This is a genomic window from Isoptericola sp. NPDC056134, assembly GCF_042264825.1.
GTDB lineage: Bacteria > Actinomycetota > Actinomycetes > Actinomycetales > Cellulomonadaceae > Isoptericola > Isoptericola nanjingensis.
In genome coordinates this window covers 145,656-168,460 of record NZ_JBHJVM010000002.1, presented here as the reverse complement: position 1 = coordinate 168,460, position 22,805 = coordinate 145,656, and the positions used below count along the sequence as shown (strand labels likewise).

The following is a 22,805-nucleotide window of genomic DNA, read 5'->3' as shown; positions in this document are numbered from 1 at the left end:
TCAGGAGACGAGCAGGGGGTCCATCTGAGCGGCGAGGTCGTCGGCCTCCGGGCCCACGATGACCTGGACCACGCGGCCCGAGCGCACCACGCCGAACGCGCCCGACGCCTTGAGGCCCTGGTCGTCCACGAGGGCCGGGTCGCTCACCTCGACCCGCAACCGCGTGATGCAGGGCTCGAGGTCGACGACGTTCCGGCTGCCGCCGAGCGCCGCAAGGATGTCGTCGGCCTTGTGCGGGGCGATGGTCATGGGGGCCTCCCGTGGAATGCGTCGTTGCAGGTCCGTGACCAGGGTAACGCTCCCGGGCGCCGAGCGGGAGGAGCAGCACCGCGGGTGTCTGGGAGGATGGCCCGGTGACGGACCAGACTTCACCCGTGACCCCGCCGGAGACGTTCTACGACGCCGTCGGCGGGCACGCCACGTTCGAGCGCCTCGTCGACGTGTTCTACGAGGGCGTCGCCACGGACGAGGTGCTGCGCCCCATGTACCCGGAGGAGGACCTCGGGCCGGCGAAGGTGCGGCTCACGCTGTTCCTCGAGCAGTACTGGGGCGGCCCGACGACGTACAGCCAGCAGCGCGGCCACCCGCGCCTGCGCATGCGGCACGCGCCGTTCAAGGTCAACCCGGACGCCCGCGACCGCTGGCTGGCGCACATGCGCGCCGCCGTCGACGCGCTGGACCTGGCGCCGATCCACGAGTCCCAGCTGTGGGACTACCTGGAGCGCGCGGCGTACAGCATGATCAACACGTTCGACGAGTGACCCCGCCGCGGTCCGCGCGGCACACCCCGCGACCCACCCTGCGAATCGACCTGGAGTGCGTGTGAGCGAGACGTCCACCACCACGCCCGCCGCCGCGGGCATCCCCGACGCCCTGGACCGCCTGCTGTCGGCGCTCGACCTGCGCGAGGTCGACGGCTGGGGCCCGCGCGGCGAGGACGACCTGTGGCGCGGCGACAGCGTGCCCGGCCCCGGCCGGCGCGTGTACGGCGGCCAGGTGCTCGCCCAGGCCCTGCTGGCCTGCGGGCGCACGGTGGACGACGACCGGCTGCCCCACTCGCTGCACGCCTACTTCCTGCGCGAGGGCGCCCTGGACACCCCGATCGACTTCGCCGTGGAGCGGCTGCGCGACGGACGGTCGTTCAGCGCGCGCCGGACGCACGCCATCCAGCACGGCAAGCCGATCCTGTCGCTGACGGTGTCGTTCCAGACCGACCAGCCCGGCTACGAGGCCGCGGAGCCCGTGCCGGCCGGCGTCCCGGCGCCGGAGGACGTCCCGTCGGCGATCGAGGTGCTCCACGGCATCGACCACCCGGCCGCGAAGTTCTGGTCGCACGAGTCGGCGTTCGACCTGCGGCACGTCGGCGGCTCGCTGTACCTGGGCCCCGACCCGGAGCCGAAGCCCACCCAGCAGGTGTGGGTGCGCGCCCGGCACGCGATCGCGTCCGACGACCCGCTGCTGCACCGCGCGCTGCTCGCCTTCGCGTGCGACCAGGTCATGCTCGAGCCGGTGCTGCGCCAGGCGGGCAGGTCGTGGATCGACGTCGGCGGCGCCGTGCCGATGGCGAGCCTCGACCACGCCATGTGGTTCCACCGCGACGCGCGCGCCGACGACTGGCTGCTGTACGTGCAGGAGTCGCCGGGCGCGCAGGGCGGGCGCGGCCTGGGCCTGGCCCGCGTGTACGACCGCGAGGGCCGGCTGGTGGCGAGCATCGCGCAGGAGGGCATGATCCGGCTGCCCGGCTGACGTCGGGCGCCACGGGCCGAGGCGCTGCGGGGAGCGCGCGGTCGCCGCACACTGTGCGCGTGCGACTGCGCCGCGTCTCCGCGTCCTCTCCCGGCTACTCGCGCCGCGCGAAGGGCGGCGGCTGGGTGTTCCTCGACGTCGAGGGCGCGCCCCTGGACGACGAGGCCGAGGTGGCGCGGTGCACCCGCCTGGCGGTGCCGCCGGCCTGGACCGACGTGTGGATCTGCCGGTACGCCGACGGCCACCTGCAGGCGTTCGGCCGCGACGACGCCGGGCGCGGCCAGTACCTTTACCACGAGGAGTGGCAGGCGCGGCGCGCCCGCCGCAAGCACGACCACGTGCTCGACGTGGGCCGGCGCCTGCCCGCCGCCCGCGCCGGGGTGACGCGCGACCTGGGCCGCGACGGCGTCGGCCGCCGCCGGGTGCTCGCGCTCGCGTTCCGGCTGCTCGACGACGCGTACTTCCGCGCCGGCGGGGAGGTCTACGCCGCGAAGCACCGCAGCTACGGACTCGCGACGATCCGCAAGGAGCACGCCACCGTGCGGCGCGACGGGAGCGTGCACTTCCGCTACCCCGCCAAGTCGGGGCAGCTGCGCGACGTCCTCGTCGAGGACCCGGTGGTCGCGTCCCTGGTCACGACCCTCAAGCGGCGCCGCGGGGGCGACGACCTGCTCGCGTGGCGGGAGGACGGCGAGGCCGACTGGCACGACGTCACCAGCGCGGACGTGCAGGCCGACGTCAAGGAGCGCCTCGGCGACGACGCGACGCCGAAGGACTTCCGCACCTGGCACGCCACCGTGCTCGCCGCGCGCGCCCTGGCCGACGTCGGCGCGCCGCCGCGGTCGCAGCGGGCGCGGCGGCGGGTGGTCGCGGAGATCGTGCGCGACGTCGCCGAAGAGCTCGGCAACACCCCGGCGGTCGCCCGCGCGTCGTACATCGACCCGCGCCTGGTCGACCTGTGGGAGCACGGCGAGACGATCGGCCCGACGCGCACACGTTCCGCCGCCGAGCGCGCGGTGCTGGACCTGCTCGGCTGACCGCGAGGTGGTACCGGTACTACCTCGGCGCGATCCGTACTACCTCGGCGCGATCCGTATTGCCTCGCGGTCAGCCGCGGCGGCGGAAGGCCACCGGCTCCTCGAGGTAGGCCTCCCAGGCCGCGCGCTCGTCGTCGGCGATGCGCCGCGGGGCGCCGGTCGCGGCGTCGACGACGACGATCGTCGTCGCGGCCTTGACGTACGCCTTGCCGCCGGACGCCGGGCCGGTGCGGTCGAACCCGCCGGGGACGCCGTCGTGCACCTCGTAGCAGACCTCGAGGCTCGCGCCCCCGATCGCGCCGATCCACATCTCCACCCGGACCGGGGTGCGGGAGAAGGCGAGCGGCCGCAGGTACTCGATCTGCTGCCCGGCGACCAGCGTGTGCGACGTGGCGTGCGGGCCGGTGTCGAGGACCGCGGTGGGCCACTCCTCGCCGTCCGCGGCCTCCGGGTGCCGCCAGAACGCCGTGATGCGCGCGTCCTCCAGGAGGCGGAGCATCGCGACGTTGTTGACGTGCTGGTAGGCGTCGAGGTCCGACCAGCGCAGGGGGACGGGCACGTGCAGACGGGTCATGGTCCGCATCGTCGCACGGCGTCGCCTCCCGAACGGCATCGCCCGGGACCGCCGTCAGCCGGCTGCGATCGCCGCCGCGGCGCGGCAGCGGGCGAGGGCGGCGAGCTCGTCCCCCACCGGCACGCGCACCAGCCGGTCCGCGACGCCCGAGACGGACTCGCGCAGCCGGCGGCGCACGCGCGACGCACGACGCCGCGCGCCCCACGCCGTGAAGACCCGCGCGACGAGCGCGAGCAGCAGCCCCGCGAGGAGTCCCCCGATCGCCAGCAGGGTGGGCCACGGCACCTCGAGCACCCCGCCGCCCGAGGCCGTGAGGTCCACGGTGAGCACCGGCAGGATCAGCGGCGGCAGCCGGAAGTACTCGACCGCCGCGGCGGCGCCGAGCCACAGCAGGCCCACGACCGCGACCGCGAGGAGCAGCCACTGCACGGCGCCCACCGCCGCCCACCAGCGCGGCCTGCGCGCCGCCTCCAGGCGGGTGCCGACGACCGCCTGGTCGAGGTCCCCGGGCATCCGGTCGATCGCGTCCTGCGCCCGGTCGCGCGCCACCAGCACCCACGGGTCGGGCGCGCCCTCGGTCACCTCGTCGACGTACCGGCGCACCGCCGACGCCGACGCCGCGCGGACGGCGGGGCGCGTCGTCGGCAGGGAGCTGCGCACCAGGTCGGGTCGCTCGGGCCCCGTCGCGGTTCCCGACCCGTCGGTCGCCGTGCCGTCGGGGCCGCGCCGCAGCCCGAGCCGTCGCAGAGGGTCGCGCCTGAGCCGCGACACCCACCGGGTGACCGGCCATCCCGTGGCGAGGTGGGCGTCCCGACGGTGCGCGGCCGCCACCGCGTCGACGACCGTCGGCACCCCGGCGGCAGCCTCGAGCGCGTCCACCAGCGCGTCGGCCGCCCGCTCCCCCGCGCGCGACGCCGGGCTGGACCCGCACGCGTCCGCGATGCGCTGGGCGGCCGCGCGGGCGTCCGCCGCGAGCCGCGCGGTCGCCGCCTCGCGGCGCGCCGCCGCCTCCGCGAGCAGCCCCTTGAGCTGGTCGATCCCCCGCCCCGTCGCGGCCGACACGGCCAGCACCCGCGCCCCGTCGAGACCGTCCGCGGCGACCAGCCGGCGCAGGTCGGCGAGCATCGCGTCGGTCTCGGCGTCGGACAGCCGGTCCGCCTGGTTGAGCACCACGACGACGACCTCCGACCGGCCCGCCAGCGGGCGCAGGTACCGCTCGTGCAGCGCCGCGTCGGCGTACTTCTGCGGGTCCACGACCCACACCAGCAGGTCGGCCCGCTCCACCAGCCGCTCGGCCCGCACCCGGTGCTCCACGACGACCGAGTCGTGGTCGGGCAGGTCGAGCAGCACCAGACCGGTCGAGATCCCCGCCGGGCCGCGCCTCCCCCGCAGCCGGGCGAGCCCGCGCCGCGGGCGCGCCGCGCCGGAGTCGTCGCCCGGGTCGTCGTCCGCCGGCGTCGGCATCTCCTGGCGCCGCCGGACCTCCAGCCAGTCGAGCAGCGGCCCGGCGCCGTCGCCCCAGACCGCCGCGACGGCGTGGGACGTCGTGGGCCGGCGCACCCCGACGGTCGCGATCTCCGAGCCCGCGACGGCGTTGAGCACGCTCGACTTGCCGGAGCCGGTGGCGCCCGCGAGCGCCACGACCGTGTGCTCCGCGGAGAGCCCGCCGCGCTCGCGGGCCCGCGTCACGACGGCGCGCGCGTCGTCGAGCAGCTCGCGGTCGAGGCGGCCGCTCGCCGCGACGACGGCGGACTCCAGCGCCGCGGTCCGGTCCGCGAGGTCGATCCGGCTCACCGGTCGCCCTCCTCGCGCCGGGACCGGCGGCGCGACCACCAGCCGCCCCGCCGGGCGGGTGCCGCCTCGTCGGCGGTGGGCGGTTCGCCGGGGCCCGCCGGTGCCTCGGGCGCTCGGAACGTGCCGGCGCCGCGCAGCAGCCCGCCGCTCCACGGCCGGGTGACGCCCTCGGTCGGGACGGACCGGGCCGCCCGCTCGGCGCGGGCGGCCGCGGCGACCCGGTGGGCGGCGTCCCGGACGCCGTCGGCCCCGGTCTCCTGCGTGCCGAGCGCGTCGAGCTGCGCCGTGTACCGGGCGGCCTGCCCGCGCAGCACCGCGTCGACGCGGCCGTTCAGCCGCTCCTTGGCCTGGGCCGCGAGGCGGCGCACGGCCTCGTCGCCGAACACCGCCTCGAGCAGCTTCTGCGCGACGATCGCCGTGCCGCCGGCGATGCCGATCTCGGCGCCCGTCAGGCCGGCGGTCGACGCGAAGACGATGACCATGAGGCTCACGCCGAGCGCGTTCACCCCGAAGGAGACCGCCCGGGCGGTGCCGCGCCGCGACTCGCCCTGCTCGCGCACGAGCGCCAGCACGTCCTCCTGCCAGCCCCGGATCTGCTCCGCCACCTCGGTGCGCAGGGCCGCCGGGACGCGCGCCAGGTCGAGGCCGTCCAGGAGCGCCGCGCCCGCGCCGTCGCTGCGCCAGGCGGCGAACGTGCGCTCGGCGGCCTGCTCCGCCGCGTCGAGGATCACCGACTCCAGCCCGTGCGCGATGGCCTGCTCCACCTGCGGCGCCTCCTTCGGGCGGCCGCGGAAGAAGCGCACGACCGCGTCCCGCACGCGCCCCACGCCCGCCTCGACGGACCTGAAGAACTCGCCCGTCCCGACGAAGTCCTGCCAGCGGGCGAGCACCTCGCCGCGCAGCAGCGCGCCGTCGGACGTCGCCACCTCCACCTGCTCCAGCGCCTCCGCGTGGTACCGCCGGACGGCGTCGCGCAGCCGGGCGTCGGCCACCTCCTGCCCGTCCGCGGTCTCGGCGAGGGCGACCGCGCGCCGCACCAGGTCGTCCACCACGCCGTCTCGCGTGGCGGCGATGACCCGTGCCCGCGCCTCGGGGTCGCCACCCAGCCCGGACAGCCACGTGGCGACCTCCGCGACGGCCGTCTCCGGGAGCAGCCCGTCCACCAGGGCTCCGGGTCCCTGCTCGGCCGCCTCGCCGAGCACGAAGACGCGCGCGTCGCCCAGCCCGTGCTCCACCGTCATGCGACGCAGGTCGTCGGCCACGACCTCCGCGCCGGGGTCCACGCGGTCGAGGACGATCGCGACCTGCGCCCGCCGGCGCGCGGCCTGGCCCAGCAGGTCCCACGGCACGGCGTCCGCGTACCGCGCCGCCGTCGTGACGAAGAGCCACAGGTCGGCGGCCCCCAGCAGCTGTGCGGACAGCTCGCGGTTGGCCGTCTCCACGGAGTCGATGTCGGGGGCGTCGAGCAGGGCGAGCCCCTGCGGCAGCGCCTCGCTCGCGACCAGCCGCAGCGCAGCGGCCCCCTCCGCCCCGGACATGTCAGGGGTACCGCGCACCCCGGTGCGGCCGACGTCTGACGCGTGCGTCGGCGCCGGAGACCTGTCAGACGCCCCTGGCGCCCCGGTGGGCGGGGTGTCTGGCAGACGGCCCGACGAGGTCACGCGCGCCAGCCCGGGCAGCACCCGGTCGGTGGTGAACCATCGGGCGTCGAGGGGGTGGTGCACGAGGACGGGCGCGCGGGTGGTAGGTCGCAGCACCCCCGGGGCGGACACCGGCTCCCCGAGCAGCGAGTTGACCAGGGTGGACTTCCCCGCGCCGGTCGAACCGCCGACGACGACGAGCAGCGGCGCGCGCTCCGCCCGCAGCCTCGGCAGCAGGTAGTCGTCGAGCTGGTCGACGGCCTGGTGCAGGTCGGCCCGCGCCGCACCCACCCCGGGCGTCTCCAGCGGCAGGCGCAGGGCACCCAGGCGGGCGCGCAGCGTCTCGAGCGCGTCGACCAGCCCCCGGGCCGCCGCCTCGTCCCGCGGGTCGGGGGCGGCGGTCGTGTCCGGGTCGGTCATGTGCCCAGTCTGCCCATCAGGGACGATCCGTGCAGAGCCGACCCCCGAGAGGGCGCACCCGACCGGTCCGCGGGCGCGCCGGCGCCGAACACCACGGGTGAGGACGTCCACGAGAGAGTGGGGCGTCACCGCCACCGTCGGAAGGAACTCGCCTGATGCCCCTCGACCTGCACGAGACCACCACCGTCGTGACCGGCGCGAGCTCAGGCCTCGGCGCCGAGTTCGCGCGGGTGCTGGCCGCGCGCGGCTCCCATCTGGTCCTCGTCGCGCGGAGGGCCGAGCGGCTCGCCGCGCTCGCCCGGGAGCTCGAGGACGGGTTCGGCGTGCGCGCGCACGTCCTCCCGCTCGACCTCGCGGACGGCGGCGCCGCCGCAGCGCTGACCTCGTTCCTGGAGGAGCGGTCGATCACGGTCGACTCGCTCGTCAACAACGCCGGGTTCGCCACCTCGGGCGCCTTCGTCGACGCCGACGGCGACCGCCTGGACCGGGAGGTCCGGCTCAACGTCGGCGCGGTCGTGTCGCTCACCCACGCGCTGCTCGGCCCGATCACCGCCTCGGGACGGGGCTTCGTCCTCAACGTCTCCAGCATGGCGGCCTTCCAGCCCGTCCCGACCATGGCCGTGTACGGCGCCACCAAGGCGTTCGTGCTGAGCTTCACCGAGGCGCTGGCCCACGAGCTGCGCGGTACGGGCGTGCGAGTCACCGCCCTGTGCCCCGGCCCGACCCGCACGGAGTTCTTCGATGTCGCAGAGTCGCCGCTCGCCGCCTCGGCGAGCCTCCAGTCGGCTCCCGAGGTGGTGGCCGCCGGGATCCGCGCGCTCGACGCGCGACGCACGCCGTCGAGCGTCGTTCCCGGGGCGCTCAACCGGTTCGGTGCGGGCCTCGGGCGGCTGCTCCCCCGCTCCCTCGTCGTGCCGCTGGCCGCCCGGGTCGCCACCTGACCGACGGCGAGGTCAGGCCCCCAGACGACGGCGCAGCCACGCGACGCACACCTCGCCCTGGGCGCGCTGGAACGCCCGCAGGTGCGGGATGCCGGGGACGGGTGGCTGCAGCGACGAGTGCACGAAGTATCCGGTGAGCGCGACGAGGTAGGCCGTCACCGCGTCCCTGTCGGTCCCCGCCGGCAGGGGGCGGAGCCGCAGCGCCTCCTCCGGCGCCGGCCCGCCCTCCACCTGCACGGCCGGCAGCATGCCCACCAGGTCGCAGAACGCCGCGCCCCGTCCCGGGTACGCCCAGTCGACGGCGACCGCCCGGACCCGGGCCGCTCCGCGGCCCGATCCGCCACCGACCAGCAGCGCGTTGTCGCCGCGCAGGTCGCCATGGACGAGCCGGTTCCCGGCGACGGCCGCCGGCGCCTCGAGCTCGAGCGTCGCGAGGCGGTCCAGGTGCTGCGCGAGCCACGGGTCGTACGACGCGAGGCCCTCCGGGCGCTCCGCCGCGAGCCGCCCGGTGAGATGCGCGGGCAGCTCGGCGGCGAACTCGGGGAGCACCCCCGCGCCGACCTCGTGCGTCCCCACCTCGACCGCGAGATCGAGCACGGCACGCAGCTCCAACTCGCGCCAGAGCTGCGCCGGCGCGTGCCCGTCGACGGCGTCGAAGGCCAGCACGACCCAGTCGAGGCCCCCGGCGACGCCGACCTCGGCGAGCCACCGCAGGCGCGGCGCGGGCACGCCGTCGCCCAGCAGGGCCACGCGCTCCGCCTCCTGGCGGTACAGGCCCACCGTGAAGGAGTGCTCCGGACCGACCGCCTTGACGAACACCGCGCCGCGGTCGGTGCGCAGCGTGGACGCCAGGCCCTGGGAGTACCCGCCGTCGTGGCTGGTCCACCCCGTCACCTGCGCCCCCAGCCGCGCCTCGATCCCTGCGCGCACGGCGGCGGGCAGGTCGGGCCAGGTGGGGCGGGCGCGGGTGGTCGTCGTGGTCATCGCAGGAGTATCTCCGACGAGCGGTCCCGCACCCCACGCATTTCAGACGCACGACGCCCCCGGCACCACGGGTGCCGGGGGCGTCGTGCGGGCCGTGCTGGCTCGCTGTGCGGGCTCGGGGCCCGCGCGCTCAGTCGCGCGTGAGCTTGCGGTACGTCACGCGGTGCGGGCGCGCGGCGTCAGCGCCCAGGCGCTCGACCTTGTTCTCCTCGTACGAGGCGAAGTTGCCCTCGAACCAGTACCAGTTCGCCGGGTCCTCCTCCGTGCCCTCGTACGCGAGGATGTGCGTCGCGACCCGGTCGAGGAACCACCGGTCGTGGGAGACCACGACGGCGCAGCCGGGGAACTCGAGCAGCGCGTTCTCCAGCGAGCCGAGGGTCTCGACGTCGAGGTCGTTGGTGGGCTCGTCGAGGAGCAGCAGGTTGCCGCCCTGCTTGAGGGTCAGCGCCAGGTTGAGGCGGTTGCGCTCACCACCGGACAGCACGCCCGCGGGCTTCTGCTGGTCCGGGCCCTTGAACCCGAACGACGCCACGTACGCGCGCGAGGGGATCTCGACGTTGCCGACCTTGATGAAGTCGAGCCCGTCGGAGACGACCTCCCACAGCGTCTTCTTCGGGTCGATGCCGCCGCGCGACTGGTCGACGTAGGAGATCTTGACGGTCTCGCCGACCTTGAGGTCACCGCCGTCGAGCGGCTCCAGGCCGACGATGGTCTTGAACAGCGTGGTCTTGCCGACGCCGTTCGGGCCGATGACGCCGACGATGCCGTTGCGCGGCAGCGTGAAGCTCAGGCCGTCGATGAGCTGGCGGCCGTCGAAGCCCTTCTGCAGGTTGCTGGCCTCGAGGACCACGCTGCCCAGGCGCGGGCCGGCGGGGATCTGGATCTCCTCGAAGTCGAGCTTCCGCGTCCGCTCCGCCTCCGCGGCCATCTCCTCGTAGCGGGCCAGGCGCGCCTTCGACTTGGTCTGGCGGCCCTTCGCGTTGGAGCGCACCCACTCGAGCTCGTCCTTGAGGCGCTTGGCGAGCTTGGCGTCCTTCTTGCCCTGCACCTCGAGGCGGGCCTGCTTCTTCTCCAGGTAGGTGGAGTAGTTGCCCTCGTACGGGTAGAGGCGGCCGCGGTCGACCTCGCAGATCCACTCCGCGACGTGGTCGAGGAAGTACCGGTCGTGGGTGACGGCGAGGACGGCGCCCGGGTAGGTGGCCAGGTGCTGCTCGAGCCACAGCACCGACTCGGCGTCGAGGTGGTTGGTGGGCTCGTCGAGCAGCAGCAGGTCGGGCTTCTCCAGCAGCAGCTTGCACAGCGCCACGCGACGGCGCTCACCACCGGAGAGGACCTTCACGTCGGCGTCCGGCGGCGGGCAGCGCAGGGCGTCCATCGCCTGCTCGAGCTGGGAGTCGAGGTCCCAGGCGTCGGCGGCGTCGATGTCCTCCTGCAGCGTGCCCATCTCGGCCAGCAGGCTGTCGAAGTCGGCGTCGGGCTCCGCCATGAGGGCGGAGATCTCGTTGAACCGGTCGATCTTCGCCTTGAGCGGGCCGACCGCCTCCTCGACGTTCCCGAGCACGGTCTTGTCCTCGTTGAGCGGCGGCTCCTGCAGGAGGATGCCGACCGTGTACCCCGGGGAGAGCCGCGCCTCGCCGTTGGACGGCTGCTCGAGGCCCGCCATGATCTTGAGGATCGTCGACTTCCCGGCGCCGTTGGGGCCGACGACGCCGATCTTGGCGCCGGGCAGGAAGTTCAGCGAGACGTCGTCGAGGATGACCTTGTCGCCGTGCGCCTTGCGCGCCTTGTACATGGAGTAGATGAACTCAGCCACTGGCTCTGCTTCCACCGTTCGATCGCGCGGCGAACCCGAGGGATCGGGTCCGAGAGGTTCGAGGCTCCAGCGGGCAGGCTGGAGGACCGGCATGGCGGCCGGTCCACCAGCCTACGCGACCTCGGGCCTCACACGCCGACCGGCACCGGCTCGGGCTCCCGATCGGGCTCGGGCAGGTCCTCGGGGTCCGCACGGTCGACCACGCGCGTGAACCGCGCCAGCCCGCGGGTGACGTCCGGGCCCACGCCGTGCGCGTCGATCACGAGCTGCCAGCGGTCCTTGCCCTCCTTGTCCGTCCACTCCTCCGTGGACAGCCTGCCGGTGACGACCACGGGGTCGCCCTGCGCCAGCGACTCCGCCACGTGGCGGGCGCCGGTACGGAAGGACTTCACCGTGAACCACAGGGTCTGGCCGTCGGACCACTCGCCGCTGCGAGGGTCGCGCAGCCGCCGCGTGCTCGCCACGCGGAACGTGGTCCACTCGACCCCGCCGTCGGACCGGTGCAGCGTCGGCTTCGTCCCGACGAACCCGTTCACCGTGATGCTGACCTCGTTCATGCGCTCCTCCTGGGTCCGCCGCCGGCAGGCGCCGGCGGGCCCCCAGGATCAGTCGCCCGAGGCCCGGTGCGCCCCCGCCTTCGGCGTGGTTGTGGACGACGGCGCCAGCTCGGAGCCTGTGGGCAGCCTCAGGGACCCGGTGAGCGGCAGCGACGTCGGGAGCTCGGTCGCCGCCTGCGCCAGCTCGCGCACCCGTCGGTGCTCGTGGAGCAGCTTCTGCGTCGGCTCGCCGAGCCCCTCGGACAGCACCCGCTCGAGCGCCGCCCGGCCCGCGGAGGCCACGGCCTGCTCGCGCCTGCGTGCCAGCGCGCGCCGCGAGGCCGTGCCCGCGAACGCCACCACCACGGCGGCCACGGCCGCGACGCCGGCCAGCGCGAGCACGACGGCCGGCCAGGGCGAGGCCACGTCGAGCACGCCCGTGAGCGCGAGGACCCCCACGACCGCCGACACCACCGCGACGGCGCCGAGCACCCACGCCGTGCGGCGCAGCGCCCGGGCTGCCGACGGCCCCCGCGTGTCGAGCGCGATGCCGCGCAGCGCGCCCGCCACCGACGTGCGCAGCTGGTCCGCCCCCGCCACCGAGGACGCGAGCGAGCGCTGCCACCCCGGCCGCAACGAGGCGCCCGCGCGGGTCAGCCAGCGGGCCCGCGAGAGCGCGACGGCGTCGCGGTCCGGCGGCGGCACCTCCGGCCGCCCGTAGCCGTTGCGCACCGCGTTGCCCACCTGGCTCGCGACCGCGTCGAGCCCGGTCGCGGTCACCAGGGCGTCCAGCTCACGCTGGACCGCGGGCCCCATCTGCCACGGCACCTCCGCCGGCGTCTGGGCCAGCAGCAGCCGCGCCGCGACGTCCAGCTCCGCGGCCGCGCGCCCGGCCGCGACCGACCGCCGCGCGCACGCCTCCTCCAGCAGCCCCCGGACCCGGTCGATCCCCTCGCTCGTCCTCGCGGACACCCCCTGCACGAACACGCCGGTCAGGCCGTCGTCCTCGAGCAGTCGCGCGAGGTCGGCCAGCAGGTTCTCCCGCTGCGCGTCCGGCACGGTGTCCACCTGGTTGAGCAGCACCACCATCGACGACTCGGAGCCCACGGACTCGCGCAGGTACCCCGAGTGCAGGGCGTCGTCCGCGTACTTCTGCGGGTCCACGACCCAGACCAGCAGGTCCACGAGCGGCAGCACGCGGTCCACGACCTCGCGGTGCGCCGGCTCGACCGAGTCGTGGTCCGGCAGGTCGAGCAGCACCAGCCCGGCGAGCTTCTCCTCGTCCTCGCCGTCGAGCTCGCCGCCCTGGGTGATGCGGCGCTCGCGGTCCACGCCCACCCAGTCCAGCAGCGCCTCCGCGCCGTCCGACCAGGAGCACGCCGTCACGCGCGCCGTCGTCGGCCGCTTCACGCCCACGTCGGCGAAGCTCAGCCGCGACACCTTGTTGAACAGGCTGGACTTGCCCGAGCCCGTGCCCCCGGCGAACGCCACCACCGTGTGGTCGACGCCGAGCGCGAGCCGCTCCCGCACCCCCTCGACCGCGGCCGACACGCGCTGCGACGTGGCGTCGTCGAGCCGGGGCCCGGCGATCTCGAGCGCCTGCGCGAGGTCCTCGGTGCGGGCGCGCAGCGTCGCGTCGTGGGACGGGCTCTCGGTCATGTCAGCCTCCTGAGCTCGGCGAGCCGGACGCGCAGCCCCGCGGCCGCGTCGTCGGCGGGTTCGGACGGACCGAGGTCGTCCAGCACGGCCTGCACCTCGGCGTCGACGACGGCAGCCGCGCGGTCGCCGAGGTCGTCGCGCAGGGTGGCGACGGGCGCGGCGGCCAGGTCCCCCAGGACGCGCTCCAGCAGGCGGTCGGCGTCGCCGCTGCCCGCGGCGGAGGCGAGGAACAGCGTGGCGAGCCCGCGCGCCCCGAACGCCTTGACGGCGGCCTCGACGCGGGCGCCCGATGCGGCGTCGCCGGTGAGCTCCCCGTCCAGGTCGGAGACCACGGCGTCGGCCCGGCCGGCCCACTGCGCCACCCGCCCCGGCACGTCGGCCTCGCGCGCCGCGGTGCGGGCCGCGCCGTCGGGGGCGACGGCCTCGCCGCCGGCGGGCGCTCCCGGGCCGGCGAGGACGGCGCGCAGCCGCTCCTCGACCCGGGCCCCCGACGCCGCCAGGGTGCGCGACGCGGCGTCGACGACGTCGGACCGGAGCCCCTCCAGCGCGGCCTCGCGCGCGCGTCCGGCGCGGCGCGTGCTGCGCGCGCGGTCGCCGCGGACCTTGACGCGGTCGACGCCGACGGTGCCGGACAGCTCGCGCCACCGCGCCTCGACCGACGCCCCGGCGACGACCCCGGCCGCGACCGCGTCGCGGGCGAGCCGCTCCGCCGCGGGGATCTCCTCCGTGACCCGGCGGCGCAGCACGTGCACGGCCTCCTGCTGCGCGTCGATCGCGTCCGCGAGCGACGTGACCCAGCCGGGCAGCGCGCCCAGCGCGCCCTTGAGGGTGCGCACGACGACGGCCCGCGAGCGGTCCGGCCCGGCGAGCATGGTGAGCCAGCGCCGCACCGGCTGCACGACCGACGGGTCCAGGAGCCCCTCGTGCGGACCGACGTCGGGGACGACGAACAGCGGGACGTCGGTCATGCCGTGCTCGCGCAGGCGCTGCAGCAGGTCGCCGCGCACCGTGGTCAGCGTCTCCTTCGGCACCCGGTTGAGCACCATCGCCACCGACGCCCCGCGCTCCGTGGCGCGGGCCAGGGCCTGCCACGGCAGCGCGTCGCCGTAGCGCGCGGCGGTGGTGACGAAGAGCCACAGGTCGGCGGCCTCGAGCAGCTGCTGCGCCGTCGAGCGGTTCTGCTGCACGAACGAGTCGAGGTCCGGCGCGTCCAACAGGGCCGTCCCGCGCGGCACGCCCTCGTGCTGCACCACGCGCGACAGCTCCGTGACGGGCCCGGCCGCCATGACGTCGGCGTCGGCGGGGTGGTGGGCGAGGACCGGCTCGCGCGTGGTGGGGCGCAGGACGCCCGCCTCGGAGACGGCCTCCCCCAGCAGCGAGTTGTACAGCGTGGACTTGCCCGCGCCGGTCGAGCCCGCGACGACGACGACGGCCGGCGACGACAGCTCCTTGAGGCGCGGCAGCAGGTGCTCGTCGAGCTGGGCGAGCAGCCGGTCGCGAGACGCCGCGGCGTCCTCGGCCCCGTCGATCGGGAGGGGGAGCTCGACCGCCGCGACGTCGCGACGCAGGTCGCGGGCGACGTCGTGGACGGTGACGCCGATCTCCTCGCCCGCCCCGCCGTCCTTCCTGCTCGCGGCACGGCGCGAGGCACGGGTCTCCAGGGAAGGTGTCACGGGCACATCCTTCCCGTTGGCGCGTTCCGTGCCAAACGCGCGCGCCGGTCGCCCGCGGGTTCAGCGGCGCCGCAGGCTCTCGTAGATGCGCGCGAAGCCGTCCGCCCCGTGCCCGGCGTCCACCTGGCGCCGGCGCAGCGCCTCCACCATGGCGATCGGCGCCGGGTCCACGCCCTGCTCCTCGCTCGCGCGCACCAGGTGCCCGAGGTCGGACCAGTCCAGGCTCTGCACCGGGTCGGAGTAGTCGCCGCGGTCGACCGCCTCCGCGTCGAGCACGAGGTACTCGGTCATCGCCGCGAGGAACGGCGCCGCCCGCCGCGCGTAGCTCACGGCGTCGACACCGTCGGCTCCCACCATCGCGGCGCCGTGCAGGAACGCCGTGAACATCGTGTACATCCCCGAGAGCATCGCGAGGTCCAGCAGCGACGCCCGCCCCGGGTCCGCGCCCTCGAAGGTGCTCGTCGCCCAGCGGTCCAGGACGCCGCGCGTCTCGCGGAACACGCCCTCGTCGCCGCTGTACAGGATCTCCGCGCCGGGGCGGCCGATCATCGGCGGGGTCGCCATGATCGCGCCGTCGAGGTAGCGCACCCCGTGGTCGGACGCCCAGGAGGCGACCTCGCGGGCCTCGTTCGGGGTGGTCGTGGTCAGGTTGACCACGACGCGGCCACGCAGCTGCTCGGCGAGCGGGTCGAGCGTCTCGTGCACCGACGCGTGGTCGTAGAGGCAGACGACGACGGTCGACGCCGCGAGGACCGCGTCCCGGGCGTCGGACGCGCGCCGGGCGCCGCGCCCCACGAGCTCCGCGTCCCGGCCGGGCGACCGGTTCCACACCGTCACCCCGTGACCGGCGTCCAGCAGCGCCGCGGCGAGCTCTCGTCCCATGACGCCGAGCCCGAGCAGCGCGACCGGCTCCGTCCCGCGGCTCATCGCGGGTCCCGGATGCCGTCGACGATGCGGGTCCAGCCGTCCGCCCCGTGCCCCGCGTCGATCGCGCGGCGGTAGTGCTCCTGCACCGCCCGGGGCAGGCCGACGTCGATCCCGGCCGCCGCGCTGGCGGCGACCAGGTGGTCGGCGGTGGCGCCCATCATGGTCGCCGTGCTCAGGTCGCCCGGGTGGCGCCCGGCGTCGATCCGCGCGCCGGTGCTCTCCCGCCCGCCCTCCCCCGCCGCGAGCATCGCCGGGATGTCGGCGAGCGTCGTCAGCGCCTCGGGGAGGAAGTCCCGCGCCGGGATGCCGGCGCTCCCCACCAGGGCGGTGGCGTGCATCAGGGCGGACAGCGCCGTGAGGAAGACGTCGAGCTGCGCCTGGTACATCAGCTGCGCCAGCCCGGGGTCCGCGCCGACGTACCGCGGCGCCGCGAGCTCCGCCAGCACCTCGCGATGGCGGTCGAACATGTCCCGGGGGCCCGAGTAGTAGGCGTACGCATCGTCGGTGCCGACCGTGGGCGCAGGGCTCATCACTCCCCCCGTGAGGAACGCCGCACCGTGCACGGACGCCCACGCCGCGGCCTCGCGGGTGCGCTCCGGGGTGTCCGAGCTGAGGTTCACCAGCGTGCGGCCGTCGAGGGCGTCGGTCGCGCCGTCGAGGATCGCGTCCATGGCCGCGTAGTCGGTGAGGCTGAGCAGGACGAGGTCCGCCGCCTCCAGCGCCGCACGCGGCGTGGGGGCGAGGGCCGCGCCGGCGGCGACCACGCCGTCGGCGCGTGAGGCCGTGCGGTTCCAGACGGTGACGGGGTGGCCTCCGGCCAGGAGGCGGCGGACCATCGCTCGCCCCATCGGGCCGAGGCCGATCACCGTGACCGGGACGGGCTGTGCAGTCATGCGCGGTGCTCCTCTTGTGCGTCGTGGCGGTGTGCCTCCATGCTCTGGGGGTACCGAGACCCTGAGAAGTACGCACTTATTACTGCGGTACTTACCTCGAGGGAAGTACCCCGGCAGAGGAGCACCCATGACCGTCAGCACCCGTCGCGGCCCCTACGTCTGCGGCATCGACGCCGCGCTCGACGTCGTCAGCGGCAAGTGGAAGGGCCTCATCCTCTGGGAGCTCGAGGAGCACGGCGTGCGCCGGTTCGCCGAGCTGCGCCGCGGCCTGCCGGGCGTGAGCGAGAAGATGCTCACCCAGCACCTGCGGGAGATGGAGGCCGACGACCTCGTGGTGCGCACCGTCTACGCCGAGGTGCCGCCCCGCGTCGAGTACTCCCTGACCGACCACGGCCGGGCGCTGAACGCCGCGCTCGCGCCGTTGGGGCAGTGGGGCTCCGAACGGATCCGGCGCGAGCGCCGCGAGCTGGTCGACCACGCCGACGCGGCGGCGATGCCCCGGCCCTGACCTGTCACTGGCGCCGTCGTGCGAGGACGGCAAGGTCTCGGAACGTGGCCGCGTCGAGCACACCGTTGCGCTGACCGTTCCTGCTTGGCGTGATCCTCAGCGTGACCGATGCCCCGTGATCGCCCGGTCGGACGTAGTAGCACTCGTCGGTCTCGGGACAGTAGATGCAGACGACGTCGATCGCGGTCTTGTCCGTCGGCTTGGCGTGGGTGCCCTGGCGGTCGTTCCAGACAGATCGGAAGTGGACGGTGATCGCGCCGGCACGCGACGCGCGGTATTTCACCTGCAGCCTGCAGAACACGCCGTCCGCGTAGGCGACGAGGTCGAAGGGAGCGTGCTCCGTAGCAGGGAAGAGCACAACGTAGCCCTGGCTGACGATGTCGGCATGGGCCTTCGCCACGCCAAGATCGCCCTTGTCCTTGGTGTGGTGCGGCGCCATCCGTCCAGACTAATGGATGGGTCTTCCAAAGCTCCAGGATCCGGGGTGCGCCCGGCACGGTCGTGACCAGCACCGACTGGGCTAAACTCTGCTCGCTTGCCTCCGTAGCTCAGCTGGATAGAGCGGGTCACTTCTAATGACCGGGTCGCGGGTTCGAATCCTGCCGGGGGCACCGATACGCAACGGCGGCACGTGGCCGACACCGACGTCGCGCCACCCGACGTGATGACCGGGGAAAAAGCCGTGCGCCGAGCGTGCGCCGCCCGGCAGACTCGTCCATGCACCGCGGTGACGCGCGGCCGGTCCTACACCGGTCGCACGGGTGGTCCCTGGCCCGGACCGACGACCCCACGTCACGAAGGACACCATCACCATGTTTCCCCCGGAGAACCTGCTTCTCGTGCAGGTCATCCAGCGCGAGCGCCTCGAGGAGGCCGAGCGCGAACGTACCGTCCACCGACTGCAGCAGCAGCGCAAGCTGCACCGGCAGCCGCACGCCCGTCGACAGCGCACCAGCGTCGCCCGCTGGCTGTTCGACTGGCTGACCGCATGACACCCGCCGGGCGAGCGCCCGCCGGGTACCGACCCGGCGACGACACCGCCACGAGGGCCCCGCGGCCCGGACCGTTCCCCGAACGTTCCGGAGCAGCGGGGCCCTCGTCATGTCCCCGCCTGTTCCCCGGGCCGCTCCTGGTCACGCGGACCGTAGGCTGATCCCGTGAGCCCCGCGAACCCGAACGAACGCATCGTGTGGATCGACTGCGAGATGACCGGCCTGGACCTGCGCGCGGACGCGCTGGTCGAGGTCGCCGCCGTGGTCACGGACTCCGAGCTGAACGTGCTCGGCGAGGGGGTGGACGTCGTCGTCGCGCCTCCCGCGGAAGCGGTCGAGCAGATGAACGACTTCGTCCGCGACATGCACACCACGTCCGGCCTCATCGAGGAGCTCTCCGGCGGCATGACGCTCGCCGACGCCGAGCAGGCGGTGCTCGACTACGTGCGCGAGTGGGTGCCCGACCCGGGCAAGGCGCCGCTGGCCGGCAACTCCGTCGGCACGGACAAGATGTTCCTCGACCGCGACATGCCCGAGCTGGTGGGGCACCTGCACTACCGGATCGTCGACGTGTCGTCGATCAAGGAGCTCGCTCGGCGCTGGTACCCGCGCGTGTACTTCGCCTCGCCCAAGAAGGACGGTGGCCACCGCGCGCTCGCGGACATCCTGGAGAGCATCGACGAGCTCCGCTACTACCGCGAGGCCCTGTTCGTGCCCCAGCCGGGGCCCGACACGAAGACGGCGCGCGCGGTCGCCGAGCGCGTCAGCGAGACGTCGGTCACCCGGCACCGCACAGAGGCCTGAACCGCTCCGCGGAGCATGTACACTTTTCGACGGCCCGGTGCTTCGGCATCTGTCGCAGACACAGGGCCATGGTGGCTATAGCTCAGTCGGTAGAGCGCCTGGTTGTGGTCCAGGAGGTCGCCGGTTCAAGCCCGGTTAGCCACCCCATCGCGGCGGGGCCCGAGGTCGATCAGAGAAACTCTGGTCGGCCTCGGGCCCCGCCGTTCGTCGTCGTCCCTCCGGTGTCGTCGCGAGCGCGTCAGAGACTTTCGGCGACCTGCTGGATGGCGGCGAGGCGGCGGTCCCACTCCTTGCCGACGGCATCGAGCCGGCGGGCCGTGGCACTGAGCGATGCGCCGACGACCCGGTACCGCACCTCGCGCCCGACCTGGACCGCCCCCACGAGTCCGACCTCGTGCAGCACCGCCAGGTGCTTCGCGATGGCCTGCCGGGTGACGGGCAGGCGCCGCGCGAGGGCGGACGCCGAGGCCTCGCCCTCACCGAGAGCGGTCAGGATGCTCCACCGGGTCTCGTCGCCGAGCGCGTTGCACATCGCCACCACGGCCCCGTCCACCAGCTCGCCGCCGCTCATGCGTCGCGCTCGTGGAGGGCGACGAGCTTGTCGAGCTCCCCGTCCCAGCCGTCGCGGTGGTCGGCCATCAGTGCCGCCGGGTCGCTCGTGCGCTCGAAGCCCGTCTCGACGACCGTGAGCCGGGTTCCGCCGGGAGTCGCCTCGAGGGTGAACGTGAAGACCGTCGACCGCCTTTCGTCGACCGCCTCCGGCAGCGGGCCGTCCTCGTTGCACCATCGGTAGGACACCTCCGACGGCGGGTCGAGGGTCTCGACCCGGATCGGGATGCGGCGCTCGCCCGGCCAGCCGATCGTGCCGACGGCCCCGACACCGTCGCCGTCGAGGGTGACCTCGCCGAACCACCGCGAGATCAGCTCGGGTTCCGTGACGGTGCGCCAGACCTTGTCGCGGGCCGCCCGGATGTCGATCGTGCGCCGCACGCTGAAGGTGTCGGCGTCGACGACGGCCTGGGGGTTCTGCGTGCTCTCCATGAGCTCATCCTTCTCTCTCGTCGCGCTCTTCGACGTGCGCTCGTCGCTTCGGGCGATCAGTGGACGGTGGCCGGTTCGAGGTCCCGCCGCACGGACGCGGGCCGCAGCGAGCGGCTGGCGATCGCGGCGAGGACGGACAGCACGGCGACGACCGCGGCGGCGAGCACCGCCGCCGGGACGCCGCCCACGTCGATCATCTGCCCCCCGGAGAAGGCGCCGACGGCGTCGCCCAGGTTCCCGGCCGACGCGGGCAACGAGGCCGCGAGGACCGCGCCGGGCCCGGTGAGGTGCTCGACGCGGTGCTGCCACGGGCTCGTGACGCCTGCGCCGCACACGGCCAGGCCGAGCATCGCGATGACGGCGACCACCGGGCTCGCGCCTCCGACGGCCATCGCGACGAGGGACGCCGCCACGCCGACGGCGCCGAGCGTCAGGGCGCGCGGCGCACCGGCGTCGGCGAACCTGCCCCCGCCGAAGGAGCCGACCGCGGCGGCGATCCCGAAGCCCATCAGGCACACACCGACCCAAGCCCCGGACACCCCGGCCACGTCGTCCAGGAACGGCACGAGATAGGTCTGTGCCGCCGAGGCTCCCGCGAACAGGAGCACACCGACGGCGAGCACCCCAAGAACGCGCGGGGCGAACGCGGACCGCAGCTGGCCCAGCAGCCCGACCTCGGCCTCGGCCGGCACCCGGGGCACCACGAACAGGGCGACCAGGAGCACGGCGGCGGCCGCGAGGACGACGGCGACGAACGCGCCGCGCCAGCCCACCGCCTCACCGAGCAGTCGGCCCAGGGGCATCCCCACCGCCCCGGAGACGGCGAACCCGGAGATCACCACCGCCATCGCCCGACCGACCCGGTCCCGGGGCACGATCGCGGTCGCCGTCGTGATCGCCGCCGCGATGAAGAGCCCCTCCGCCCCGCCGATCACGAGCCTGGCCGCGGCAAAGGCGTCCAGGCCTGCACCGAGCGCGGGGAGGGTGTTCAGCCCCGTGAACACGGCCAGCGCCGACAGCAGCACCGGCCGCCGGTCGAACCGGGCGGTCAAGAACGTCAGTGTCGGCCCGCCGACCGCGATCCCGAGCGCGTTCGCCGAGACGAGCACGCCGACGGCCGACAGCGGGACGGCCTGGTCCACGGCGATCAGGTCGAGCATGCCCATCACGAGCATCTCGGCACACCCCGTCACGAACGTCCCCGCGAACAGCACGCCCAGGACGACCCTCGTCCGGGAGCGGCCGGCTTCCGGACGGCGTTGTCGCTCACTCATCGGGACCCCTCCGTTCATGCAACTCTACGGTTGCATTGCACGATGCCACGCTTCCGCGTCACATGCAACCCTTTGATTGCACACGCCCGTTCGCCCCGCGGCCCGCCCCTCCGAGAGTCCGGCGACGAAGGTCGGTATACCATCGTCCGGGCCGCGGGACGCGGTCCCCGCGACCCGAAGGAGACACCGCCGCCGTGGCACGACAGGCCGCCCTCGCCCGACCGGGCGGACCCTCCGGCGCGTTCTCCTCCCTGCGGGGCAACCGCCCCTTCCAGCTCCTGTGGGCGTCGAACCTGTTCTTTTTCGGCGGCGTCTGGACGCAGACCCTGGTGCTCGGCTGGCTCGCCTTCGAGCTCACCGGGTCCGAGCTCCTCGTCGCCGTCTACACGGCGGCGCGACTGGCGCCCATGCTGCTCGGGCCCGTCGCGGGGGCGCTCGCCGACCGCTACGACCGCATCCGGCTCCTGCTCGTCGCCTGCACCTGGGCCGCCGGCGCCGTGGCCGTGGTCGCCGCCCTCGCGACCGCCGACCTGCTGCCGTACTGGGCGCTCGTCGCGGGCGGCTTCGCCATCGGCATCGCGCAGTCCCCGTCCCAGCCGGCCCGGATGTCGCTGGTGCTCGACCTGGTGGGCCGCGAGAACCTCTCGAACGCGAACGCGCTGAACTCGATGGCGATGAACATGACGCAGGTGATCGGGCCGGCGCTGGGCGGCGGCATGATCGCCGCGATCGGCGCGCCCGCGGCCCTGTGGGTCTCGACCGCCTGGTACGTGGCGTCCCTCCTGCTCCTGCTGCCGCTGCGGCGCCTGCGCACGCGCACCGGCCCGGGCGGCCACGCCTCGACGTCGGTGCTCGCCATGGTGGCGGGCGGCTTCCGCGCCCTCGCCGGGAACCGGCTCGCCGTCGCCGTCCTGCTGGTGACCCTGGCCGCGAACGTCTTCCTGTGGCCGGTGTTCCAGTCGTTCATGCCGGTCTTCGCCGCCGAGTCGTTCGGGCTCGACGCCGCGGGCCTGGGCGCGCTGCTGACGTGTGCCGGCGCGGGCGGCCTCGTGGGCTCGCTCGTCATCGCCGCGCTGGGCGACTTCCGGTTCAAGGGCGCGCTCTTCGTGCTCGGCACGACCGTGTGGGGGCTGGCCTGGGCGGCGTTCTCGCTGGCCACGTCGCCCGCCCCCGCGTTCGTGCTCATGGGCGTCATCGGGCTGGCCAGCGCGGCGTTCGGCGTGCTTCAGACCACGCTCCTGCTCATGGTCACCGAGCCCGCAGTGCACGGTCGTGCGCTCGGCCTGCAGGAGCTCGTCATCGGCGTCATGCCCGCCGCGACGCTCGTGATCGGCGCCGTCGCCGAGCGCGTCGGGGTGCCGCACACCACGCTCGGCGCCAGCCTCGCGCTCGTCGTGTGCCTGGCGCTCCTCATGCTCGCCGTCCCCGCCCTGCTCCGGATCGGCCGGGCCGACGACGTCGGGGCGGGCGCGTGAGGCGCCTCGCCGCCGCGATGCTCGGCGTGACCCTCGCGGCCGCGCTCGGCGCCTGCACGACGCCCGCACCAGAC

The 22,805-nt window shown here is 74.9% G+C and carries 23 protein-coding genes and 2 tRNA genes; 10 read left to right on the top strand and 15 right to left on the bottom strand.

Annotated features, from left to right (window positions below; genetic code table 11):
• Positions 1–249: a glucose PTS transporter subunit EIIB gene (locus ACFCZN_RS03175; protein ID WP_429762387.1), complete on the bottom strand. Its 249-nt coding sequence runs from the start codon at positions 247–249 to the stop codon at positions 1–3.
• A 104-nt stretch (positions 250–353) separates the two neighbouring features.
• Here ACFCZN_RS03175 and ACFCZN_RS03170 point away from each other — a divergent pair, with 104 nt between their 5' ends.
• From ACFCZN_RS03170 to ACFCZN_RS03160, 3 genes are all read left to right on the top strand, one after another.
• Positions 354–761: a globin gene (locus tag ACFCZN_RS03170; RefSeq protein ID WP_429762388.1), complete on the top strand. Its 408-nt coding sequence runs from the start codon at positions 354–356 to the stop codon at positions 759–761.
• Positions 762–822: 61 nt separating this feature from the next.
• Positions 823–1,746 (top strand): acyl-CoA thioesterase, encoded by a 924-nt coding sequence (locus ACFCZN_RS03165; protein ID WP_429762389.1) that lies wholly within the window; start codon positions 823–825, stop codon positions 1,744–1,746.
• Between the two features lie 59 nt (positions 1,747–1,805).
• Complete coding sequence (locus tag ACFCZN_RS03160) at positions 1,806–2,783, top strand: DNA topoisomerase IB (protein WP_430555783.1); 978 nt, start codon at positions 1,806–1,808, stop codon at positions 2,781–2,783.
• Between the two features lie 70 nt (positions 2,784–2,853).
• Here the strand turns inward: ACFCZN_RS03160 and ACFCZN_RS03155 are convergent, their stop codons facing one another.
• Genes ACFCZN_RS03155 through ACFCZN_RS03145 form a run of 3 tightly spaced genes read right to left on the bottom strand, consistent with a single transcriptional unit; the run spans position 2,854 to position 7,211 of the window.
• The gene (locus ACFCZN_RS03155; RefSeq protein WP_429762391.1) at positions 2,854–3,357 is read right to left on the bottom strand and encodes an acyl-CoA thioesterase; all 504 of its coding nucleotides are present in this window, start codon (positions 3,355–3,357) and stop codon (positions 2,854–2,856) included.
• A gap of 54 nt (positions 3,358–3,411) precedes the next feature.
• Positions 3,412–5,151 (bottom strand): GTPase, encoded by a 1,740-nt coding sequence (locus ACFCZN_RS03150; protein ID WP_430555782.1) that lies wholly within the window; start codon positions 5,149–5,151, stop codon positions 3,412–3,414.
• Positions 5,148–7,211 carry a dynamin family protein gene (locus ACFCZN_RS03145; protein WP_430555781.1) on the bottom strand — a complete coding sequence of 688 codons (2,064 nt, stop codon included), beginning with the start codon at positions 7,209–7,211 and terminating at the stop codon, positions 5,148–5,150. The genes ACFCZN_RS03150 and ACFCZN_RS03145 overlap by 4 nt, the downstream gene beginning before the upstream one ends.
• Positions 7,212–7,366: 155 nt before the next feature.
• On the opposite strand from ACFCZN_RS03145, the gene ACFCZN_RS03140 reads away from it, so the two are divergent.
• On the top strand, positions 7,367–8,152 hold the full coding sequence (locus ACFCZN_RS03140) for an SDR family NAD(P)-dependent oxidoreductase (protein ID WP_429762394.1): 786 nt from the start codon (positions 7,367–7,369) through the stop codon (positions 8,150–8,152).
• 12 nt (positions 8,153–8,164) lie between these two features.
• Here the strand turns inward: ACFCZN_RS03140 and ACFCZN_RS03135 are convergent, their stop codons facing one another.
• From ACFCZN_RS03135 to ACFCZN_RS03105, 7 genes are all read right to left on the bottom strand, one after another.
• Positions 8,165–9,136: a phosphotransferase gene (locus ACFCZN_RS03135; protein WP_430555780.1), complete on the bottom strand. Its 972-nt coding sequence runs from the start codon at positions 9,134–9,136 to the stop codon at positions 8,165–8,167.
• A gap of 130 nt (positions 9,137–9,266) precedes the next feature.
• A complete protein-coding gene (gene ettA / locus ACFCZN_RS03130; protein WP_429762396.1) occupies positions 9,267–10,949 on the bottom strand; it encodes an energy-dependent translational throttle protein EttA in 1,683 nt (560 codons plus the stop codon).
• 128 nt (positions 10,950–11,077) lie between these two features.
• On the bottom strand, positions 11,078–11,506 hold the full coding sequence (locus ACFCZN_RS03125) for a single-stranded DNA-binding protein (RefSeq protein WP_429762397.1): 429 nt from the start codon (positions 11,504–11,506) through the stop codon (positions 11,078–11,080).
• A 48-nt stretch (positions 11,507–11,554) separates the two neighbouring features.
• Entirely contained in the window at positions 11,555–13,144 is a 1,590-nt protein-coding gene (locus tag ACFCZN_RS03120) for a GTPase (protein WP_430555779.1), read from the bottom strand.
• A complete protein-coding gene (locus ACFCZN_RS03115) occupies positions 13,141–14,817 on the bottom strand; it encodes a GTPase (RefSeq protein ID WP_430555778.1) in 1,677 nt (558 codons plus the stop codon). The genes ACFCZN_RS03120 and ACFCZN_RS03115 overlap by 4 nt, the downstream gene beginning before the upstream one ends.
• A gap of 60 nt (positions 14,818–14,877) precedes the next feature.
• Positions 14,878–15,744, bottom strand: a complete 867-nt coding sequence (locus ACFCZN_RS03110) for an NAD(P)-dependent oxidoreductase (protein ID WP_430555777.1) — start codon at positions 15,742–15,744, stop codon at positions 14,878–14,880.
• The gene (locus ACFCZN_RS03105) at positions 15,741–16,637 is read right to left on the bottom strand and encodes an NAD(P)-dependent oxidoreductase (RefSeq protein WP_430555776.1); all 897 of its coding nucleotides are present in this window, start codon (positions 16,635–16,637) and stop codon (positions 15,741–15,743) included. Before ACFCZN_RS03105 ends, ACFCZN_RS03110 begins: the two co-directional genes overlap by 4 nt.
• Positions 16,638–16,764: 127 nt before the next feature.
• On the opposite strand from ACFCZN_RS03105, the gene ACFCZN_RS03100 reads away from it, so the two are divergent.
• Entirely contained in the window at positions 16,765–17,145 is a 381-nt protein-coding gene (locus ACFCZN_RS03100; RefSeq protein ID WP_430555775.1) for a winged helix-turn-helix transcriptional regulator, read from the top strand.
• Positions 17,146–17,149: 4 nt separating this feature from the next.
• Here the strand turns inward: ACFCZN_RS03100 and ACFCZN_RS03095 are convergent, their stop codons facing one another.
• Positions 17,150–17,584, bottom strand: a complete 435-nt coding sequence (locus ACFCZN_RS03095; protein WP_429762403.1) for a group I intron-associated PD-(D/E)XK endonuclease — start codon at positions 17,582–17,584, stop codon at positions 17,150–17,152.
• A 98-nt stretch (positions 17,585–17,682) separates the two neighbouring features.
• Between ACFCZN_RS03095 and ACFCZN_RS03090 the strand changes: the two genes are divergently transcribed.
• The 4 genes from ACFCZN_RS03090 to ACFCZN_RS03075 all read left to right on the top strand — a co-directional run bounded on the left by ACFCZN_RS03090 (position 17,683) and on the right by ACFCZN_RS03075 (position 19,088).
• Positions 17,683–17,756 (top strand) — tRNA-Arg (locus tag ACFCZN_RS03090).
• 201 nt (positions 17,757–17,957) lie between these two features.
• Complete coding sequence (locus tag ACFCZN_RS03085; protein WP_429762404.1) at positions 17,958–18,137, top strand: hypothetical protein; 180 nt, start codon at positions 17,958–17,960, stop codon at positions 18,135–18,137.
• A gap of 165 nt (positions 18,138–18,302) precedes the next feature.
• Positions 18,303–18,941, top strand: coding sequence for an oligoribonuclease (gene orn, locus ACFCZN_RS03080; RefSeq protein WP_429762405.1), 639 nt, complete (start codon positions 18,303–18,305; stop codon positions 18,939–18,941).
• A 71-nt stretch (positions 18,942–19,012) separates the two neighbouring features.
• Positions 19,013–19,088: transfer RNA gene (locus ACFCZN_RS03075), tRNA-His, on the top strand.
• A 91-nt stretch (positions 19,089–19,179) separates the two neighbouring features.
• Here the strand turns inward: ACFCZN_RS03075 and ACFCZN_RS03070 are convergent.
• The 3 genes from ACFCZN_RS03070 to ACFCZN_RS03060 are packed head-to-tail and all read right to left on the bottom strand — an operon-like array spanning position 19,180 to position 21,256.
• Positions 19,180–19,512, bottom strand: coding sequence for an ArsR/SmtB family transcription factor (locus ACFCZN_RS03070; protein ID WP_430555774.1), 333 nt, complete (start codon positions 19,510–19,512; stop codon positions 19,180–19,182).
• Positions 19,509–19,982 (bottom strand): SRPBCC domain-containing protein, encoded by a 474-nt coding sequence (locus ACFCZN_RS03065; RefSeq protein WP_430555773.1) that lies wholly within the window; start codon positions 19,980–19,982, stop codon positions 19,509–19,511. Before ACFCZN_RS03065 ends, ACFCZN_RS03070 begins: the two co-directional genes overlap by 4 nt.
• A gap of 56 nt (positions 19,983–20,038) precedes the next feature.
• A complete protein-coding gene (locus ACFCZN_RS03060) occupies positions 20,039–21,256 on the bottom strand; it encodes an MFS transporter (RefSeq protein ID WP_430555772.1) in 1,218 nt (405 codons plus the stop codon).
• A gap of 194 nt (positions 21,257–21,450) precedes the next feature.
• On the opposite strand from ACFCZN_RS03060, the gene ACFCZN_RS03055 reads away from it, so the two are divergent.
• Complete coding sequence (locus ACFCZN_RS03055) at positions 21,451–22,731, top strand: MFS transporter (protein WP_429762407.1); 1,281 nt, start codon at positions 21,451–21,453, stop codon at positions 22,729–22,731.
• Positions 22,732–22,805: the final 74 nt, after the last annotated feature.

Bases quoted from the DNA above. Each gene is read 5' to 3' on its own strand.
- ACFCZN_RS03175 (WP_429762387.1), bottom strand. From the start codon at position 249: ATGACCATCGCCCCGCACAAGGCCGACGACATCCTTGCGGCGCTCGGC.
- ACFCZN_RS03155 (WP_429762391.1), bottom strand. From the start codon at position 3,357: ATGACCCGTCTGCACGTGCCCGTCCCCCTGCGCTGGTCGGACCTCGAC.
- ACFCZN_RS03145 (WP_430555781.1), bottom strand. From the start codon at position 7,211: ATGACCGACCCGGACACGACCGCCGCCCCCGACCCGCGGGACGAGGCG.
- ACFCZN_RS03140 (WP_429762394.1), top strand. From the start codon at position 7,367: ATGCCCCTCGACCTGCACGAGACCACCACCGTCGTGACCGGCGCGAGC.
- ACFCZN_RS03135 (WP_430555780.1), bottom strand. From the start codon at position 9,136: ATGACCACGACGACCACCCGCGCCCGCCCCACCTGGCCCGACCTGCCC.
- ACFCZN_RS03125 (WP_429762397.1), bottom strand. From the start codon at position 11,506: ATGAACGAGGTCAGCATCACGGTGAACGGGTTCGTCGGGACGAAGCCG.
- ACFCZN_RS03120 (WP_430555779.1), bottom strand. From the start codon at position 13,144: ATGACCGAGAGCCCGTCCCACGACGCGACGCTGCGCGCCCGCACCGAG.
- ACFCZN_RS03110 (WP_430555777.1), bottom strand. From the start codon at position 15,744: ATGAGCCGCGGGACGGAGCCGGTCGCGCTGCTCGGGCTCGGCGTCATG.
- ACFCZN_RS03105 (WP_430555776.1), bottom strand. From the start codon at position 16,637: ATGACTGCACAGCCCGTCCCGGTCACGGTGATCGGCCTCGGCCCGATG.
- ACFCZN_RS03100 (WP_430555775.1), top strand. From the start codon at position 16,765: ATGACCGTCAGCACCCGTCGCGGCCCCTACGTCTGCGGCATCGACGCC.
- ACFCZN_RS03095 (WP_429762403.1), bottom strand. From the start codon at position 17,584: ATGGCGCCGCACCACACCAAGGACAAGGGCGATCTTGGCGTGGCGAAG.
- ACFCZN_RS03085 (WP_429762404.1), top strand. From the start codon at position 17,958: ATGTTTCCCCCGGAGAACCTGCTTCTCGTGCAGGTCATCCAGCGCGAG.
- ACFCZN_RS03070 (WP_430555774.1), bottom strand. From the start codon at position 19,512: ATGAGCGGCGGCGAGCTGGTGGACGGGGCCGTGGTGGCGATGTGCAAC.
- ACFCZN_RS03065 (WP_430555773.1), bottom strand. From the start codon at position 19,982: ATGGAGAGCACGCAGAACCCCCAGGCCGTCGTCGACGCCGACACCTTC.
- ACFCZN_RS03060 (WP_430555772.1), bottom strand. From the start codon at position 21,256: ATGAGTGAGCGACAACGCCGTCCGGAAGCCGGCCGCTCCCGGACGAGG.